The sequence below is a fragment of the Streptomyces lasiicapitis genome (genome assembly GCF_014646335.1).
In the GTDB taxonomy this organism is placed as follows: Bacteria; Actinomycetota; Actinomycetes; order Streptomycetales; family Streptomycetaceae; genus Streptomyces; species Streptomyces lasiicapitis.
Genome location: NZ_BMNG01000028.1, coordinates 17,702 through 32,099, shown reverse-complemented (window position 1 = coordinate 32,099; position 14,398 = coordinate 17,702). Strand labels below are relative to the sequence as shown.

Annotated in this window: 13 protein-coding genes and 3 pseudogenes; 9 read left to right on the top strand and 7 right to left on the bottom strand. The window is 69.0% G+C overall.

What is annotated here, in order from left to right; genetic code table 11:
- The first annotated feature begins 48 nt into the window (after positions 1-48).
- Complete coding sequence (locus tag IEY91_RS39985; protein ID WP_306309959.1) at positions 49-483, top strand: transposase family protein; 435 nt, start codon at positions 49-51, stop codon at positions 481-483.
- 133 nt (positions 484-616) lie between these two features.
- Here the strand turns inward: IEY91_RS39985 and IEY91_RS39980 are convergent, their stop codons facing one another.
- The 3 genes from IEY91_RS39980 to IEY91_RS39970 are packed head-to-tail and all read right to left on the bottom strand — an operon-like array spanning position 617 to position 3,332.
- Complete coding sequence (locus tag IEY91_RS39980) at positions 617-1,078, bottom strand: NUDIX domain-containing protein (protein WP_189177700.1); 462 nt, start codon at positions 1,076-1,078, stop codon at positions 617-619.
- The gene (locus tag IEY91_RS39975; protein ID WP_189177699.1) at positions 1,075-2,334 is read right to left on the bottom strand and encodes a DegT/DnrJ/EryC1/StrS family aminotransferase; all 1,260 of its coding nucleotides are present in this window, start codon (positions 2,332-2,334) and stop codon (positions 1,075-1,077) included. The genes IEY91_RS39980 and IEY91_RS39975 overlap by 4 nt, the downstream gene beginning before the upstream one ends.
- Complete coding sequence (locus IEY91_RS39970; RefSeq protein ID WP_189177698.1) at positions 2,331-3,332, bottom strand: Gfo/Idh/MocA family protein; 1,002 nt, start codon at positions 3,330-3,332, stop codon at positions 2,331-2,333. Before IEY91_RS39970 ends, IEY91_RS39975 begins: the two co-directional genes overlap by 4 nt.
- A gap of 55 nt (positions 3,333-3,387) precedes the next feature.
- Here IEY91_RS39970 and IEY91_RS42550 point away from each other — a divergent pair.
- From IEY91_RS42550 to IEY91_RS39955, 4 genes and pseudogenes are all read left to right on the top strand, one after another.
- A pseudogene (locus IEY91_RS42550) lies at positions 3,388-3,750 on the top strand (helix-turn-helix domain-containing protein); the annotation flags it as partial.
- A gap of 231 nt (positions 3,751-3,981) precedes the next feature.
- A complete protein-coding gene (locus tag IEY91_RS39965) occupies positions 3,982-4,917 on the top strand; it encodes an XRE family transcriptional regulator (RefSeq protein WP_229697718.1) in 936 nt (311 codons plus the stop codon).
- A gap of 185 nt (positions 4,918-5,102) precedes the next feature.
- Entirely contained in the window at positions 5,103-5,702 is a 600-nt protein-coding gene (locus IEY91_RS39960; protein WP_189177696.1) for a hypothetical protein, read from the top strand.
- A gap of 356 nt (positions 5,703-6,058) precedes the next feature.
- On the top strand, positions 6,059-6,820 hold the full coding sequence (locus tag IEY91_RS39955) for a class I SAM-dependent methyltransferase (RefSeq protein WP_189177730.1): 762 nt from the start codon (positions 6,059-6,061) through the stop codon (positions 6,818-6,820).
- A 726-nt stretch (positions 6,821-7,546) separates the two neighbouring features.
- Here the strand turns inward: IEY91_RS39955 and IEY91_RS39950 are convergent.
- Positions 7,547-8,629: a TolB-like translocation protein gene (locus tag IEY91_RS39950; protein ID WP_229697701.1), complete on the bottom strand. Its 1,083-nt coding sequence runs from the start codon at positions 8,627-8,629 to the stop codon at positions 7,547-7,549.
- Between the two features lie 336 nt (positions 8,630-8,965).
- On the opposite strand from IEY91_RS39950, the gene IEY91_RS39945 reads away from it, so the two are divergent.
- Together IEY91_RS39945 and IEY91_RS42800 are read left to right on the top strand one after the other, a co-directional pair.
- Positions 8,966-9,421 (top strand): hypothetical protein, encoded by a 456-nt coding sequence (locus tag IEY91_RS39945; RefSeq protein WP_164327314.1) that lies wholly within the window; start codon positions 8,966-8,968, stop codon positions 9,419-9,421.
- A gap of 67 nt (positions 9,422-9,488) precedes the next feature.
- Positions 9,489-9,689, top strand: a pseudogene (locus IEY91_RS42800) (helix-turn-helix domain-containing protein); the annotation flags it as partial.
- Here IEY91_RS42800 and IEY91_RS42740 read toward each other — a convergent pair.
- A complete protein-coding gene (locus IEY91_RS42740) occupies positions 9,632-10,288 on the bottom strand; it encodes a peptidoglycan-binding protein (RefSeq protein ID WP_373288126.1) in 657 nt (218 codons plus the stop codon). The pseudogene IEY91_RS42800 and the gene IEY91_RS42740 sit on opposite strands and share 58 nt — an antisense overlap.
- Positions 10,289-10,327: 39 nt before the next feature.
- A complete protein-coding gene (locus IEY91_RS39935) occupies positions 10,328-10,636 on the bottom strand; it encodes a hypothetical protein (RefSeq protein ID WP_189177693.1) in 309 nt (102 codons plus the stop codon).
- A 442-nt stretch (positions 10,637-11,078) separates the two neighbouring features.
- On the opposite strand from IEY91_RS39935, the gene IEY91_RS39930 reads away from it, so the two are divergent.
- A complete protein-coding gene (locus tag IEY91_RS39930) occupies positions 11,079-11,690 on the top strand; it encodes a hypothetical protein (protein ID WP_189177692.1) in 612 nt (203 codons plus the stop codon).
- 203 nt (positions 11,691-11,893) lie between these two features.
- Here the strand turns inward: IEY91_RS39930 and IEY91_RS42795 are convergent.
- A pseudogene (locus tag IEY91_RS42795) lies at positions 11,894-13,015 on the bottom strand (IS630 family transposase).
- A gap of 191 nt (positions 13,016-13,206) precedes the next feature.
- Here IEY91_RS42795 and IEY91_RS39915 point away from each other — a divergent pair.
- A complete protein-coding gene (locus tag IEY91_RS39915) occupies positions 13,207-14,388 on the top strand; it encodes a hypothetical protein (RefSeq protein ID WP_189177691.1) in 1,182 nt (393 codons plus the stop codon).
- Positions 14,389-14,398: the final 10 nt, after the last annotated feature.

Here is a 14,398-nt window from a genome sequence, read left to right as displayed (position 1 = left end):
CTGTCGGAGATCTCGTGATGCCGGGCCGTTGAGCTGGGCATCTAACGGGTGTGCGGTTCAGGTGATTTGAGGCGTTTGCTGCCACATTTGGCCGGTGTGGTGGTCGAGTCGGTCAAGCGGGTGGCAGGAACAGTCACGCTTCGCGGCCGGTGCGAGGTGCTGCCCGTGAGATGTTCGTCCTGCGAGATGCCGTCATGGCGAGTGCATGGTCGTTACGCGCGCCGCCTCGTCGATACCCCGGTCGGGGGCGACGGGGTCGTCATCGAACTCGTGGTGCGGCGGTTCAAGTGCCTCAACCTCCGGTGCCCCGCAGCGACGTTCGTCGAGCAGATCAAGGGGCTGACCAGTCCTCATGCCCGCTACACCCCACTCCTACGGGCGGCACTCACCTCCGTCGCGGTGGCCCTGGCGGGCCGCCCCGGCGCCCGACTCGCCGCCGCGCTGCACATCCCCGCGGCGAAAGACACCCTGCTGCAGCTGTAGGGGTCACAGGGGGAGGGCGTCGATGCCGCTGCCCGGACCGGCGACGCGGGCCCGTACGGACAGCAGATATTCGATGGCAGTCCCCTCGCTTCGGGAAGGGGGGAAGGGGTGCCGTGTCGGGTGGCTGGATCCATCACGCGGCTTCCTCTCGCCAGGTTGCCAGGACGGACCGTACGGCGCTGGAGACCCGCTCTTGTTCCGTACGGTCGGCCCATAGATGTGCATCGTGTTCTGTGAGCTTGACCGTGTCGCTCTCGTGGGTGACAAGGGCGGTGAAGTTGAACTGTCGGGTCTTCTTGCCGCTCTTGGAGAGGTAGTCGAAGTGTCCGAGGTAGGCCCCGATCACGGTGACTGTGAGGCCGGTCTCCTCGGCGACTTCCCGGTGCAGGGCCTCGGTCAGGGTCTCGCTGGCGTCGACGCCGCCGGAAGGGAGCTCCCACAGGCCGCCGAGGTAGTCGTCGGCGGCGCGGTGCAGCAGCAATACCTTGCCTTCCGCGTTGGAGATGACTGCGCCGACGACGTGCTTGGTGATGCCGTCGGCGTCGGCGGCGTGGGAGAGGTCGCACAAAAGGGCGGCGTCGACGGGTGCGTTCACTTCACGAGTTCCTTGTGGTGTTCGACGACCTTGATGACGGCCGCGGTGTATGCGTCGGCGAGTTGGAGGTCCTGGTCGCGGTGCCACACCGGAAGTTTGACCGTGCTGCCGTGCACACGTCGGGCGTTGGCGAAGCTGTCGGTGGCGGGGCCCTGGTGGTCAGGGTAGCCGGGCAGGAGTGCTCCGGGGGTGTGGAACAGCGGGTGATCGCCGAGGGCGCGGGTCGAGCCGGGAAGGTCGACCTCGTCGGCGCCCTCGGCGTGGACGGCTTCGAGGAAGCGTTCGATGGGCAGGTCGGCGAGCTGGTCCGGGTGATAGCGCAGGGGTAGTGCGTACCAGGCTGGACCCGCAGGGGACGGCGGGTGCGGTACGTCGATGCCTGGCACGCCTCGCAGAGCCCTCCGCATCCGGGCGGCGATAGCTTCTCGTCCGGCCAGGTAGTCCTTCAGGCGCGGAAGTTGGGCGTGCGCCAGTGCGGCGGCCAGGGGGTGGATGCGCAGCTTGAGTCCCATGCCGGTGACTGCGTACGGGGCGAGGGTGTGGTCGGCGGGGATCTCGCGGCGGCACCGCTTGTTGTACTGGCCGTGCAGCAGCACGCGGTAGTACAGCTCGGTGTCGTCGGTGGCGACGAATCCGCCCTCCCCGGCGGACAGCGGCTTGGGTCCGTTCATGCTGAAGGCCGCGCCGTGGCCAAAGGAGCCGACCGGCTGACCGCGCCAAGTGGCGCCGTGGGCGTGGGAGCCGTCCTCCAGCAGTATCAGGTCGTGCCGGGTGCTGAAGGCGGCGAGAGCGTCCATTTTCTCGGGCAGGCCCCACAGGTGGACGGCGACGATGGCCTTCGTCCGCGCCGTGATGCGGCGGGCGGCGTCGTCGAGGTCGAGCTGCCCGTGCTCGTTGACGTCGGCGAGCACGGGACGGGCGCCGAGGTGGAAGAGCGGGGTGGCCGTGGCGTGGAACGTCAGCGCCGGCACGATCACCTCATCACCCGGGCCGATACCGACCGCGGCGTACATCGAGTGCAGGGCGGCCGTCCCCGTACACGAGGTGACGACGTGCCGGACCCCGAGGAAGGATGCCAAGGCGTCCTCCAGATCGGCGACGACGCCGGAGCGGTCCGCGATGGACACCGCGGCAGTCAGCTGACTGGTGACCGCCGATACGTCGCGGTCCTCGATCGGTGGCCAGGAGAAGCGGGGGCTGGGGATGTCGATGACGGGCGGGCCGCCGAGGAGGGCGAGGGGCGAGGTCGCGTTCACAGCAGGTACTCCTTCGGGTCGGCGGGCGTGCGGGAGTTCTGGGAGGTGTAGGCGGCTGCCAGGAACGCGGCGTGCGCCATGTGGGTGCTGGGGCCGCAGGGATTGGTCCGCTCGCCGTCGAGTACGCGGCAGAAGCAGTCGATCTGCGGGGTCGCGGCGGAGGGCCAGGCCGGTTCGCGGGTCAGAGACTCGATCAGCTGCCCGTCCGGGGCGAGGCGCCGCACCCGGCCTCGCTCGATCACGACCGCGCCGCGGGGGCCGGTCATCGTCAGCTGTTCGGTCTTCGGGCCGGCGGAGCGGGAGATGAGCAGGGAGCCGTAAAGACCGGAGTCGTAGGCGAGGTGGACCAGTGCGGTGTCCTCGGCGTCGTAGTCCGCGTCGGGATGGGCGGCGGTGGAGGTGTCGGCCAGGATGCGGTCGGGCAGGCCGAGGTACCAGATGAGCAGGTCGATGAGGTGGTAGCCCATATCCATCAGGGCACCGCCGCCGGCCAGGGAGGCCCTGCCGCGCCAGCCGGCGGCCGGGTCGGGACAGTGGAAGGTGTAGCGGCCCTCGACCAGGTAGGGCTGGCCGATCTGCTCCAGCAGCTGCACCGCCGCGGTGTACACGGGGTGGAAGCGGCGCTGGACGGTGACCATCAGCTCGATGCCGGCCTTGTCACACAGCGCCACCAGTTCGGCGGCCTCGGCCGGGCAGGTGGCGAACGGCTTCTCCTTCATCACGTGCACCCCGGCCGCCGCGCAGGTCGCGATGACCTCGCGGCCGGCGTGATGAGGGACCGCGACGATGGCGAAGTCCGGGTGCACGTCCTCCAGCAGGGTGTGGATGTCGGTGAAGCCGGGCACGTTGTGCTGCTGGGCCTGGGCGGCGACTTTGCTGGGGTCGGTGTCGCAGACCGCGGCGAGTTGGGTGAACTGGGAGTCGGCCAGCCCCGGCAGGTGGTCCTCCAGGGCCTGGTGGCCGAGCCCGATGACGACTGCTTTCTTGCGTACGCTCATTCGCGTTCACGCCCCTCGGTGAAAGCGCGTCGGCCCGCCTGCTGCGGGCCTTGGCATGCTCCAGAACACCGCGCCCGGTCCGGCTGCGGCAGGGCCGCTGCCGTGGGCTGCAAGGCCGTTTGCATCCGGTGCAAAACTGCTGTTGCTGCCCGGCGGCCCGGTCTACGGTGGGCGGGGGCCACCTCGGCTATCGACGGGGGCGTGGATGCCAGTCAGCACGGCGCGAGACCGATCCGAACGGCCCAGAACACACGGCGAGTTGATTCGCAGCAGGCGCCAGGCCCGGGGTTGGACGCTCGCTGATCTCGGTGTCCGGACCGGTTACTCTGCCTCCCAGGTCTCCCGGTACGAGCGGGGCCTGTCTTCGCTGTCCGACGTCGACGTCCTCAGACGCTTCGCGGATGTACTCGATATTCCGCCCAAGGAGTTCGGGCTCACTGCGATTTCGCCCCCTGTGCAGACCCGACACGGATACCTTGTCGCCCCTGGTCTCGCGTACCCACGCCTTCCCGCCTCTAGGCTGGGACGAAATCGGCGGGAGGAGGGCGACGACCCAGTGCGGCGACGGAAGTTCCTTGCTCTCTCGGCCGCGGCAACCGCCGGTGTCTCGCTCCCGGCAACGGCAGCAGCAGGGGCCCAGGAAGTACCGGTGGGACAGCTCCTCATTGGCCGTCTGCGGGACGCGATGCTCGGAATCGGCCAGGACCACGATCTGCGGGCCCACGAGCAGTTGCCTGTCGAACTCGCCCGCGTGCACGTCGACTTCCACACCTGTAACTACGCCAGCCTCGCCGTCCGCCTGCCCCGCCTGATCCGTGCGGGACACTTGCTCGGCTCCGATGCCGAGGGCGATCGCCTCGATCTACTCGGGCAGAGCTACCTCCTCGCGACCCGCATGCTCGTCAAGCTCGACGAGCAGCAGCTCGGCTGGATGGCAGCTGACCGCGCACGCCAGGTGGCTGAAGCCGGCGGGCACCCCCTCGCGGTGGCGGAGGCCGCCCGGAACCTGGCCGTGCTCGCCCGCCGCGCCGGCTGGGAGGAGCAAGCGCTGTCGATCGCGCTCAACGCCGCCGACGCCCCAGCCCTTCGCGCGTCCCGCAGCGGCGCCGCCGAACGTGGCCTGCTGATCCAGTCAGCTGCCTACAGTGCCGCAAGGGGCGGGGACCGGGAGGGGATGCGGGAGCTGACGGACGAGGCGGCCGCCATCGCCGCCGGTCTCGGCGGTACCACCGCGCTGCGTGATCACGGCGGCTTCAGCCTGGCTACCGTCCAGCTCCACCGCATCTCCGCCGAGTTCTCCACCGGCGACCCGTCCGCCGCCCTGGACGCGGCCCGTGCGCTGCCGCCGCAGAGCCTGCCCAGCGTGGAACGCCGGGCGCGGTATTACGCCGACGTGGCGGCCGCGCTGGCTCAACGTGGGCGTCGGGACGAATGCGTGGCTGCGCTGCTGGCCGCCGAACACCAGGCACCGCAGGAGACGCACTCACGCCCTGCGGTGAGGTCCCTCATCTCCGGACTGCTGATGTCCGGCCGGGCCACACCCGAACTCCGCGCCCTCGCTGCGCGCGCCGGCGCCCTCCCGTAGGAGGGCAGCCGGAAATCATCGGAAACGTGCCGTAGGCCGACGGTCGGGAACGGCCGTAGTCCGGCGAATCTGCGAATCGCCGGGCGCATGCCCCGATGTGCCTCGGATCCAACGCGAACTTCTCGAAGTCGATGCGAGAAGCGGAGCGGCTCCTGTCCTGCCCCGGGAACGGGCGTGCTGGCCTGATGACCGTATTATTCGGCGACTTCGAGGACTTCGCCCACCTCGACCTGCACCTGCTGGCCGCGGCTGACGCCCACGAACAAGCCCAGATACGCCTCGACCGCGCCCGCATCTCCGCCCGCACCCAAAACACACTGCCCGAGTACCACCCTGACGGCATCGCCGACGCCCGCTCGGGCTCCTGGCGCCTCCTGCGCTGCGACGAGCTCGGCGACGAGCAGCCCGAAAGGCCCGGGGGGCGGCTGTACTTGCTGGCCTTCGAGGGACTCGTCCGCTACATCGAGGTCGGCATGGTCGAGGGGCGCAAGCTGGCCGCGTTGCGCGACAGGGTCCGCCGTCACGAGCACGCCGCCGAGATCCACCAGTGCTTCCTTTTCGATGCCTGGGCCTCGCAGTCCTGCACTACAGACGAGGCGGCCGGGCAGTGGGAGGTCCGCGTCCTTCAACGGCTGAACACTCTGGTCAAAGGGAATCGGGTACGGCGGGTACACCGGGAGTACTTCTACGGTGTCCCCTCCCACATGGCGATGAACGCGATCGAGCTCGAACGCCCGGAGGTGGACGGCGCACCCCGGCATCCCGGCGTCGTCTACCAGGCATAGATGGGGCCGGCCGGAAGAGTAACTCCCCAACGCGCAGCGGATGCACGGTAGTACGGTGAGGCTCCTTTTCTAACGTCCCGGCGGAGAGAGCTCCCTCACCGAGGCGTACACCGCGGCCCTCGTCAAGGTCGCTACCGGTGGCAGAACAACGCGCAGCGGCAGCTCGCCGTCTTCCTGCAGTGGGGCGCCAAGTACGACCTGCCCCCGCTGACATGGACGCTCTCCTCCAGCGGGACGCTGACCGGCGAGGCCGACGGCCTAGCTTCAGGGCGCGCGGCGGGGCTGCGGTCCCCGGGGGCGGCGCTACCGTCATGAGGGTGACGGAAACCAATGCCGACCAGCGGTGGTCCGAGTCCATGTCGGCTGCCTACGAGCAGTACCTTGTGCCGGTGGTCTTCCGGCCCTTCGCCGAGGACCTGACCGCGAGGGCAGCGGTACTGCAACCTCGGCGGATTCTCGAACTTGCCGCGGGTACGGGTGTGTTGACATCACGTCTGCTCGCGGCGGCACCGTCGGCCGCAGTGACGGCTACCGACCTCAACGAGGCCATGGTCGCTTTCGGGGCGTCCCGGGTCCCGGGCGCGGTGTGGCGGAAGGCGGCTGCGCAGCGGCTGCCGTTCCCGGACAGAGGCTTCGACCTGGTGGTCTGCCAGTTCGGCGTGATGTTCTTTCCCGACCGGGTCGCGGCCTTCACCGAGGTCCGGCGGGTGCTGGCCCCGGGCGGCCGGTTCTTGTTCAACACCTGGGGCCCGCTCAGCACGCACGGTTTCGAAGTCGCGCTGCAGGCAGGGCTGGAGCGGGCCTTTCCGGTCGCCCCACCCCGGTTCTTCCCGACGGTTCCGCACGGCTACGCCGACCCCGCTGTCGTGACCGCGGATCTGACGGCCGCCGGGTTCGCCGTCGAGGAGGAGCAGGAGCTGACGCTTCAGGGCCGGGCCGCCTCGACCGCCGACCTTGCCACCGGATACCTCACCGGGACACCGGTGCGCGCGGCCGTCGAAGAGCGCGGCGACGGACCAGCTGTCCGGGCCACCGTCATCGACGAGATGACGTCCCGACTGGGCCCGGGGCCGGTCACCGCCCCGATGACGGCGTACGTCTTCCGCGCCGCGGCCTGAACGCACGACGCACCCGCGCCGAGGACGGACGTAAGTCGACATCCACGGGTCTGCCTCCATGCTCATCCCGCACCACTGTGGTTCTGTCGCCGAGTTCCGGGATGTGACCCAGATCTTGGGGAGCGGCCGCGGAGGGTGCCCTCAGAGCCACAGGGGCCTGCACGTGATCCGCTGACCGCTCGCAGTCGTCGTCGCGGCTCCATGGTCGCTGTTCCGGCAGCACTGTCCGGCCCGGTAGCAGCTACCGGAGTTGGAGACGATCGAGCACTTCCCGACCGGGGCCTTCGCAGTCGGTGCGGGCGCAGCAGGCGCGGTGGTCCGCCGGGACGGCGTGGGGGCGGGAGCTTGCGCCTTGACGGTCTTGGTGACCGTAGGACCGGGATCGGGAGACGCGGTCTCGGTCACCTTCGCGGTCGCGGTGACCTTGGGCGAGGACGAGGGCATGCCGACGGCAGCATCCTCGCCGGTGCTGGTTCCGCCGAGGGCAAAGAGCGCGATGCCGCCGAGCCAGACTCTCTTGCCTCTGCCTAGGGGGCGAGCCGTTTTGCGGGCACAGTCGTCCACATCGTCCTGCCGGGGGCCCCTTGTTGCGCACCGGGTCTCACCCTCATCAGCAGCCTGGCGGTGCTGTCCGGTCCGGCGCCCACTCGCGCAAGAGACTGCCGCACCGCTCCCACATGGGTGCGAGAGCGGTGCGGCATCCGCAGAGCGCGGCAGCAGGGGCGATCAGGAGAAGCGACGGACGAACACGTCCGACTTGCCGTTGGTGTCACCGGGCACGATGTCGTCGGCCCTGGACTGGAAGACGACGTCGCGCCCACCAGCGCTGACCGCGTCGACCCCGGCCGAGGCGGGCTGGTTCGAGACGACCTCGTCGGTGCCCGTCCGCAGGTCGCGCAGGATGAGCGACGGTCCGGTCGTGTCGTTCGGGGCGTACAGCAGATGGTCGCCGGTGGGATCGATGGCCAGGCCCTTGACGTTCGGCACTCGTTGGGCAGTGCCCGAGCTCACGTCGTAGACGTAGGTGTCGGAGCCCGAGAGGTAGACGACCTTGCTGCCGTCCTCGCTGACCTGGACGATCGTCGCCTCCTTGGACGGGCCCTCGATCGGGTCGGAGGTGGAGCCGTGGTCCCGGTCCCACACGAAGACGTCCTTGGCCTTGCCGTCCTGGTAAGCGACAAAGCGGCCGTCACCACTGATGGACGGCCGGGACGGAGCGGTGTGGTCGAACCAGGCGAGTTCCTGCTTGGTGTTGGCCTGCCAGTCCCATACGTCGATGCGCTGGCTGGACGACGGCCGACCGATGGTGGCCACGTTGGCGACATAGCGGCCGTCCCCGCTCAGCGACGGCTGACTGCAGTTGAGAGCATCGCAGTTGACGCCGATCGAGCTGCCCGCGGTCCACTGAGCCAGCTTGACCTTGGTATCCCTGAACAACAGCACCCAATAGGCAGCATACTCCCCGTCACCGCTGATCACCGGAGCGGCGATCGGGTGGCTGCCCACCTGCTTGAGCTGCCCCGACGGCTCGTCACGCAGGTACACCCTTTCGCTTCCCGCCGCATTGCCGGGCGTGAAGTTCGTCGCCGACGACGAGAAGGCGATGCGGCGTCCGTCGGTCGTGATCGCACCACCGGTGGAATCGCCGTCGGACTGAGTGCCGTCGGCCGCGACGCTGATCCTCTCGACACCGGCTCCGCGGTCACCCGCGACGCCCGTCACGCCCGCGGGCTCGGCCGAGGCGGCGGCTCCGGGCAGCAGCGTGGTGACCGCACACACCACGACCGCCGCACCTAAGGCATTCCGCACACGTCTGGTGGTGCTCCGGTTTGTGCTTCCCCTCATTTTTTCCCCCAGTCAGAAAGAGGTCTCGCCCCCGGTCCCCTACCGGAGGGCCCCAAGCATGCAACCGCGACGGCGCTGAGGGGTCAATGCGTCACATGACATGTGAGAGGCGTCATTTCGGTCACAGGGGCGAGACCCGAAAGAACAGCAACTGCGGTCTGCGGCCGAACCGGGAGCTCGGCCTGGCGGCCGACCGAGTTTCGGCCCTGCCCGAAAGTCCTGGTGACGGCCCCCGCGACCGCCCTAGCGTCGGGGCTCTGCCGGTCCATGAGGGCCGGCCACCGTACAAGGGAGAAGAACGTGACCGTGTCCACAAAACCCGTACTCAAGCACGTCAGCACCGCAGCCACCGTGGTGGCGATCGCGACCGCCGCCACCCTGGCGGGCCCGGCGCCCACCGCGAGCGCGGGCGGTTCGTGCCATCCGCCCCTGTGCTCTCAGACCTGGAACGACAGCGGGAAGGGCTTCTACGCCCTGAAGAACTGGTGCAAGAGCACTGGGAGCACCGGCAGTTACACCACCAAGAAGCCGACCTGCAACAACCAGAAGAGGAACTGGCTCCGCCCCGGGGAGCGGACCAAGGGCACTCAGGACTGGGACGTCTTCCAGGTGAAGAAGGGACGCTGCTTCAAGGTCGACTTCCAGCTCACCCCGGGCCGCGACTTCTCGAAGAAGTACAACCGCAAGGACAAGAAGACCATCTACGTCAAGGTCGCCAACAACGCCTTCGCCAAGGTCCGCAGCTCCACCTGCTGATCCGGCCGCAACTGAGGTCTTCGCTTCGGGGTGACGGTGGATCGGTCTGTGGGTGTATGCCGGTGGTGTGCGGTATGCCGATGGGGGTGGCCTGACCCCGAAACAGCGAGCTGTGAGAGAGCAAGTTCGGTTTGAGGCTGCTGAGTTGTTCGCGCAGCACGTCCCGCCGCCGAGGGTGGCCCGTCGGCTGCGGGTGTCACGGAAGTCGACCTATGCCTGGTATGCGTCATGGCGGGAGGGCGGCGTGGAGTCGTTGCGTTCGAACGGTGGCGCCCCAGGCTTCGGCTTGGGCCACTTCGGCATCGGGCCGGGGTCGGTGTGGCTGTTCTCGGGAACGTGCGCGTGGGTGTAGTGGCCGCCTTTGCTGCGCCAGGTGCGCTCGCTGCGGTTGGCGCTCCAGGTGGGGATGCCCATGGGCCAGGTGTCTGGCACACCCCAGCTCCGCGCCCAGGCCAGGATCTTGTCGAGGCCCTTCGCTGGGGTGTCCTTGACCGTCCGGTAGGCCTTGCCTCCCACCTTGCAGTAGGGGAAGAACAGGGTCTCAACCTGGAGACAGACGCGCCCGGTTCGGTTGGTGCGGGTGCCGCCGGCGGCGTCGACGACGGACTTCGAGCGGCTGTTGGCGGGATAGAACTGGGCGGTGCGTCCGGTGAAGGGGTCCCACAGCAGGTGCGGGGCGGCGCTGCTGCCCGCGCCGGTGAAGTACCGGACGAGGTTGTCGAACGGCACGCGCTCCAGCGGCTTGGAGGGGGTGCCGTTCTTGTCCCAGGTGATGTGCCAGATCACTCGGGATTCGTACTGAGCGTCGGTGGGTGCGGTGTCGCCGAGCGGGTGTCGCTCGGCGCCGGGGAGCCAGAGCTCCGGCATGGCGCGTCCTGCTTCTTCCCCACGCCTTGGTGGGTGGACCTACAGTTCGAGCACGCTGACGAGGATCGCGACGACGACCGGGGCGACGAGGGCGATGAGCGCCAGGCGGCGGGCCCCGCGGGCTGCTTCCCGCTCCGCCTCCGCGGCGCGGCCCAGGTCTGCGACGTCACCTTCGAGGCTCTTGATCCGGATTTCGTCCGTACGACGGTCGGCGTCGTACTGGATCTTTGTGACCATCTCTGCAAGCCGCGTGCCGAGTTCGGCGAAGTCTGCGCGCAGGTCGTCGCGCATCTGCTGCATAGCGCGCAGCAGCTCCCACAGGGTGGGATCTTGGTTCGGCGCGGTCACGTGAGCCCTCCATCGTGGCCCCACGCCATGCTTCAGTCTAACCTCGGGCGTCCCTGGGAACGGTTCGCCGACAGAGCGATCGCGAGCGGTGGAATACCTCTGGGCTGCGAGGAGGAGGGCCGTTGGGCTCGTTGCCCTACTCAGGCCGGAGGCGCCCTTCAGGGCCTCCGGCCCCAGTCGCGCGCCCGCACGTCGCGTCGAGGAGCCAGTGGGCAACGACCCGCTGTGACGGGTGTGTGTTGCTAGTCGAGACCATCCACCGAGACGGGTCACAGCGTTGATGACGGATCCGGAATTGGGAATTTACAGCCAAAGTTTGATGATTCAGTCTATTTAAAGACATTTGATCATCCTTCAGAGTGCGCAGTGCGTCGCACTTCCCTACGTTGAGAGCTGTCAGGCAGAGAATCTCTCCGCCTGCACAAATCGAAGGAAGTACCCCATGCGCACCATGCGCACAACGGCCACTGCCAGGACCTTCCTGATCGCCACGATTGCTGCAGCCGGTTTCACCGTCGCTCCCGCCCTCGCCTCCGCCCAGCCCGCTACGGGTAGCGCCCAGGCTCACATCGCCGCCGGGGCCCCCGGCAGTAACGGCGCCAACGGCGTCGGGACCCTCGGCGGTATCGGCGGCCTCGGCGGCACCGGTGGCGCTGCGGGTGCCAACGGCAACGGAGGCAATGGAGGCGCAGGGGGCAACGCCACCGGCATCGCGAGCGTCGGCGGGCTCGGAGGGACGGGCGGGGCCGGCGGCGCCAACGGCAACGGCGGCAGCGGCGGCTCCGGCGGAGCGGCCATGCTCGGCGGCACCGGCGGTAAGGGCGGCGTGGGCGGCGTCGGCGATGCCGGTGCCGGAATCCCCGGCGGCAAGGGCGGCAACGGCGGAGCGGCCATCGTCGGCGGCGGCCACACAGGCGGCACGGGCGGCGCCGGCGGCGCGGCCAGTCCGGTGTGCCCGGGCAAGCCCGGCGGCAACGGCACCGCCGCCACGCTGCTCGCGGACGGCACCACCGGTGCCACCGGCGCTGCCGGCAAGACCACTCTCCCCTGCTGAACATCTCCGGTGAGCGAGTCACCGCGGCAGGACAGGAAGCGACACCCCCGGGACATCGCGCCGCCCCGTGACTAATGGGTGATGACGGCCAGCCAGTGGAGTCCGAGACCTGGACAAGCGCCCGACTGAGATTTCTCAGCCGGGCGCTTCCCGTCGTACGCGGCCTGCCCGTGCACCCGCCCGTGCGGCCACGGAGCCTGTACCTAGCTCGGCTTCTTCCCGGTACTGAGGTCTTTGCTTCGGGGTGACCTGTCATGGTGGGTGAGGATAGGTCCGGTTTCGGCGATGAAGCCGTCGAGGAGGGCGGGGCGGTACTGCATTTTCTTCAGCCGGGTCCGGGTGTGTGCGGCGAGCTGGTCGGTGGTGCCTGCGGCCAGGTTGGCCAGCGTCTTCTTCAGATGGGCCCAGACTCCTTCCGCGGGGTTGAGGTCCGGCGCATACGCGGGGAGGCGGAAGACGGTCAGCCACTGCTCGCGCGCTGCCAGAAGTTCGCGCATCGCGGGCGTCCTTGTGCTGGGTGGAGTTGTCCCACACCAAGACGATCTTCGAGCCGAGCTGCTGGTGGGTTGCGTCCAGCAGAGCGGCGAAGTCCGACTCCCTGAACCCCTTCTTCTCGGTCTTGCGGCCGTGGTGAACGAGTACCCGGAAGACCAACCGGGTCCGCCCACCGGGCCTGGCACACACCATCCCGGCGAGCGAGACCCGCCCGGATCCCTTCCCGCTGACTCTCACCACCGGGGAGTGCCCACGCCGGGACCAGGTCCGCGCTTTCGGCGGGCGAAGACTCTGCCCCGACTCGTCCTCGAAGCACAGCCACGCTCCCTGGCCCCTCACCGCCTTTCCACGCGAGGCCAGACCTCCTTGACCCACGTCGCCGCTGCGTTCTCGTCACGCTCAGCAGCCCGGTGCACCGGAACCTGCACCGTGAACCCCATCTGATGCAGGATCCGCCAGATCTGCGCGTCGCTGAAGCGGACATGGAAACGCCGCGCGACCAGGACCGCCACCCGGGCCGTCGTCCACCTCTGGTCCTCCACCCACCCGTGCGCCGCAGGGCCCTGCTCCAGAGCCTCGCCCAGCTATGCCCGCCACGACGGTTTCATCCGCGACCGCTGGCCGGACGGCCCCTTCGAACGCAACGACTCCACGCCGCCCTCCCGCCATGACGCATACCAGGCATAGGCCGACTTCCGTGACACCCGCAGCCGACGGGCCACCCTCGGCGGCGGGACGTGCTGCGCGAACAACTCAGCAGCCTCAAACCGAACTTGCTCTCTCACAGCTCGCTGTTTCGGGGTCAGGCCACCCCCATCGGCATACCGCACACCACCGACATACACCCACAGACCGATCTACCGTCACCCCGAAGCGAAGACCTCAGAAGCGCCGCACCAGGCACGTGGGGCCCGCACAGCATCCGCACCGCTACGAGGCACCCAGGCGCTTTGGCAGGCCCGAATTGGATGCAGGCGAGGAGCGGACCGGTGTTGTCAGTGGTGCCGGTGAGAATGGGGCGATGACCTACGCCATACCCGTGCCACTGCCGTCCGCGCTCGTCGATCACCACGCGGTCGATCTGGAACGCAACTACAGTGACGGCTGGGGTGTGAGAGTCGACGACGTCGCCACCGCACCCTCCGGAGAGATGTACGTCCTGCACGGCGTCTACCGCGCGCATCGCGTGGACGACAACGGAGCCGATGCGGCGAAGACGGTGAACTTCGGCTACTCGCTACTGACCCGGTACGCCCCGGATGGCGCGGTGCTCGCCACCGCGGTCTCCGGGCAGAGCGAGTACATGCGCCAGGACACGACTCTGGGCGGGCCCACGACGGGGCTGGGCGAGGAGCTGTGGTGGGCCAAGGGCCTCTGCGTTCTGCCCGACGGGACACTCGCCGTCACCGCACCGAATGACCAGACCCATCTGGTCACCGCCGACCTCACGGCGGTGACCACGCACTACGGCGCGTCTCGCTGTCGGCACGAGGACGGCCCGAGCGACCCGTTCGCCACCTGGATCAGCACGACTCCGAGCGGCCGCCTGCTGTGCACGACCGGTGAGTACGGGGTCTACAACTACGGCAGCCTGATCGGCAACATCGTGTCGCTCGCCGACCAGCCCCTCGCCCCCTCCACGAAACCGTCGCTGCGGGCCCTGGCATCCATGGAGGCAGAACCCGTCAAGCACACCGAGGCCGACCTGCGGCCAGGCGTCCTGTTCCACGGCAGGCCGGTCGGCATGGACCACCGGCCGCGGCCCTCGCTGACCGAGCACCTCACCGCACTCGAACTGACCGCGACGCAGTACGACTGGCACGACGCCCGCCTCGGCCGGCCCGCGGTGGTCCGTGAAGACCTGTTCGTCGTCCCCGTCTTCGGCCACATTTACCGGGGCGGCAGTCGGGGCCAGCGGTTCGCCTTCATCCTGGTAAGCGACGAGGGCGAGTTCGTCGGCCAGCTCGGCGGCATGCACCTGCACCGCGACAGCCCCTTCACCGGCTTCTGCTTCGAAATCGCCGCGGACCCCGCGCGCGAGCGGATCTACCGCATCCCGTGCCCTGCCATGCTCGGCGACCTCGGCCAGGTGGAGGAGGACGCACTGCGTTCCTACGCCAAGGAGCGCGCCGCCCTCAAAAAGCAGTGGCAGCCGGTCAACTGGCACTGGGTCGATGGCGCAGCTCTACTGCACCGACTCTGATCACATGGTG

What these genes read in the sequence shown, in the direction of transcription:
- IEY91_RS39970 (WP_189177698.1), bottom strand. Translation starts at nt 3,332, where the DNA reads ATGAGCGTACGCAAGAAAGCAGTCGTCATCGGGCTCGGCCACCAGGCC.
- IEY91_RS39960 (WP_189177696.1), top strand. Translation starts at nt 5,103, where the DNA reads ATGACCGTATTATTCGGCGACTTCGAGGACTTCGCCCACCTCGACCTG.
- IEY91_RS39955 (WP_189177730.1), top strand. Translation starts at nt 6,059, where the DNA reads ATGTCGGCTGCCTACGAGCAGTACCTTGTGCCGGTGGTCTTCCGGCCC.
- IEY91_RS42740 (WP_373288126.1), bottom strand. Translation starts at nt 10,288, where the DNA reads ATGCCGGAGCTCTGGCTCCCCGGCGCCGAGCGACACCCGCTCGGCGAC.
- IEY91_RS39930 (WP_189177692.1), top strand. Translation starts at nt 11,079, where the DNA reads ATGCGCACCATGCGCACAACGGCCACTGCCAGGACCTTCCTGATCGCC.
- IEY91_RS39915 (WP_189177691.1), top strand. Translation starts at nt 13,207, where the DNA reads ATGACCTACGCCATACCCGTGCCACTGCCGTCCGCGCTCGTCGATCAC.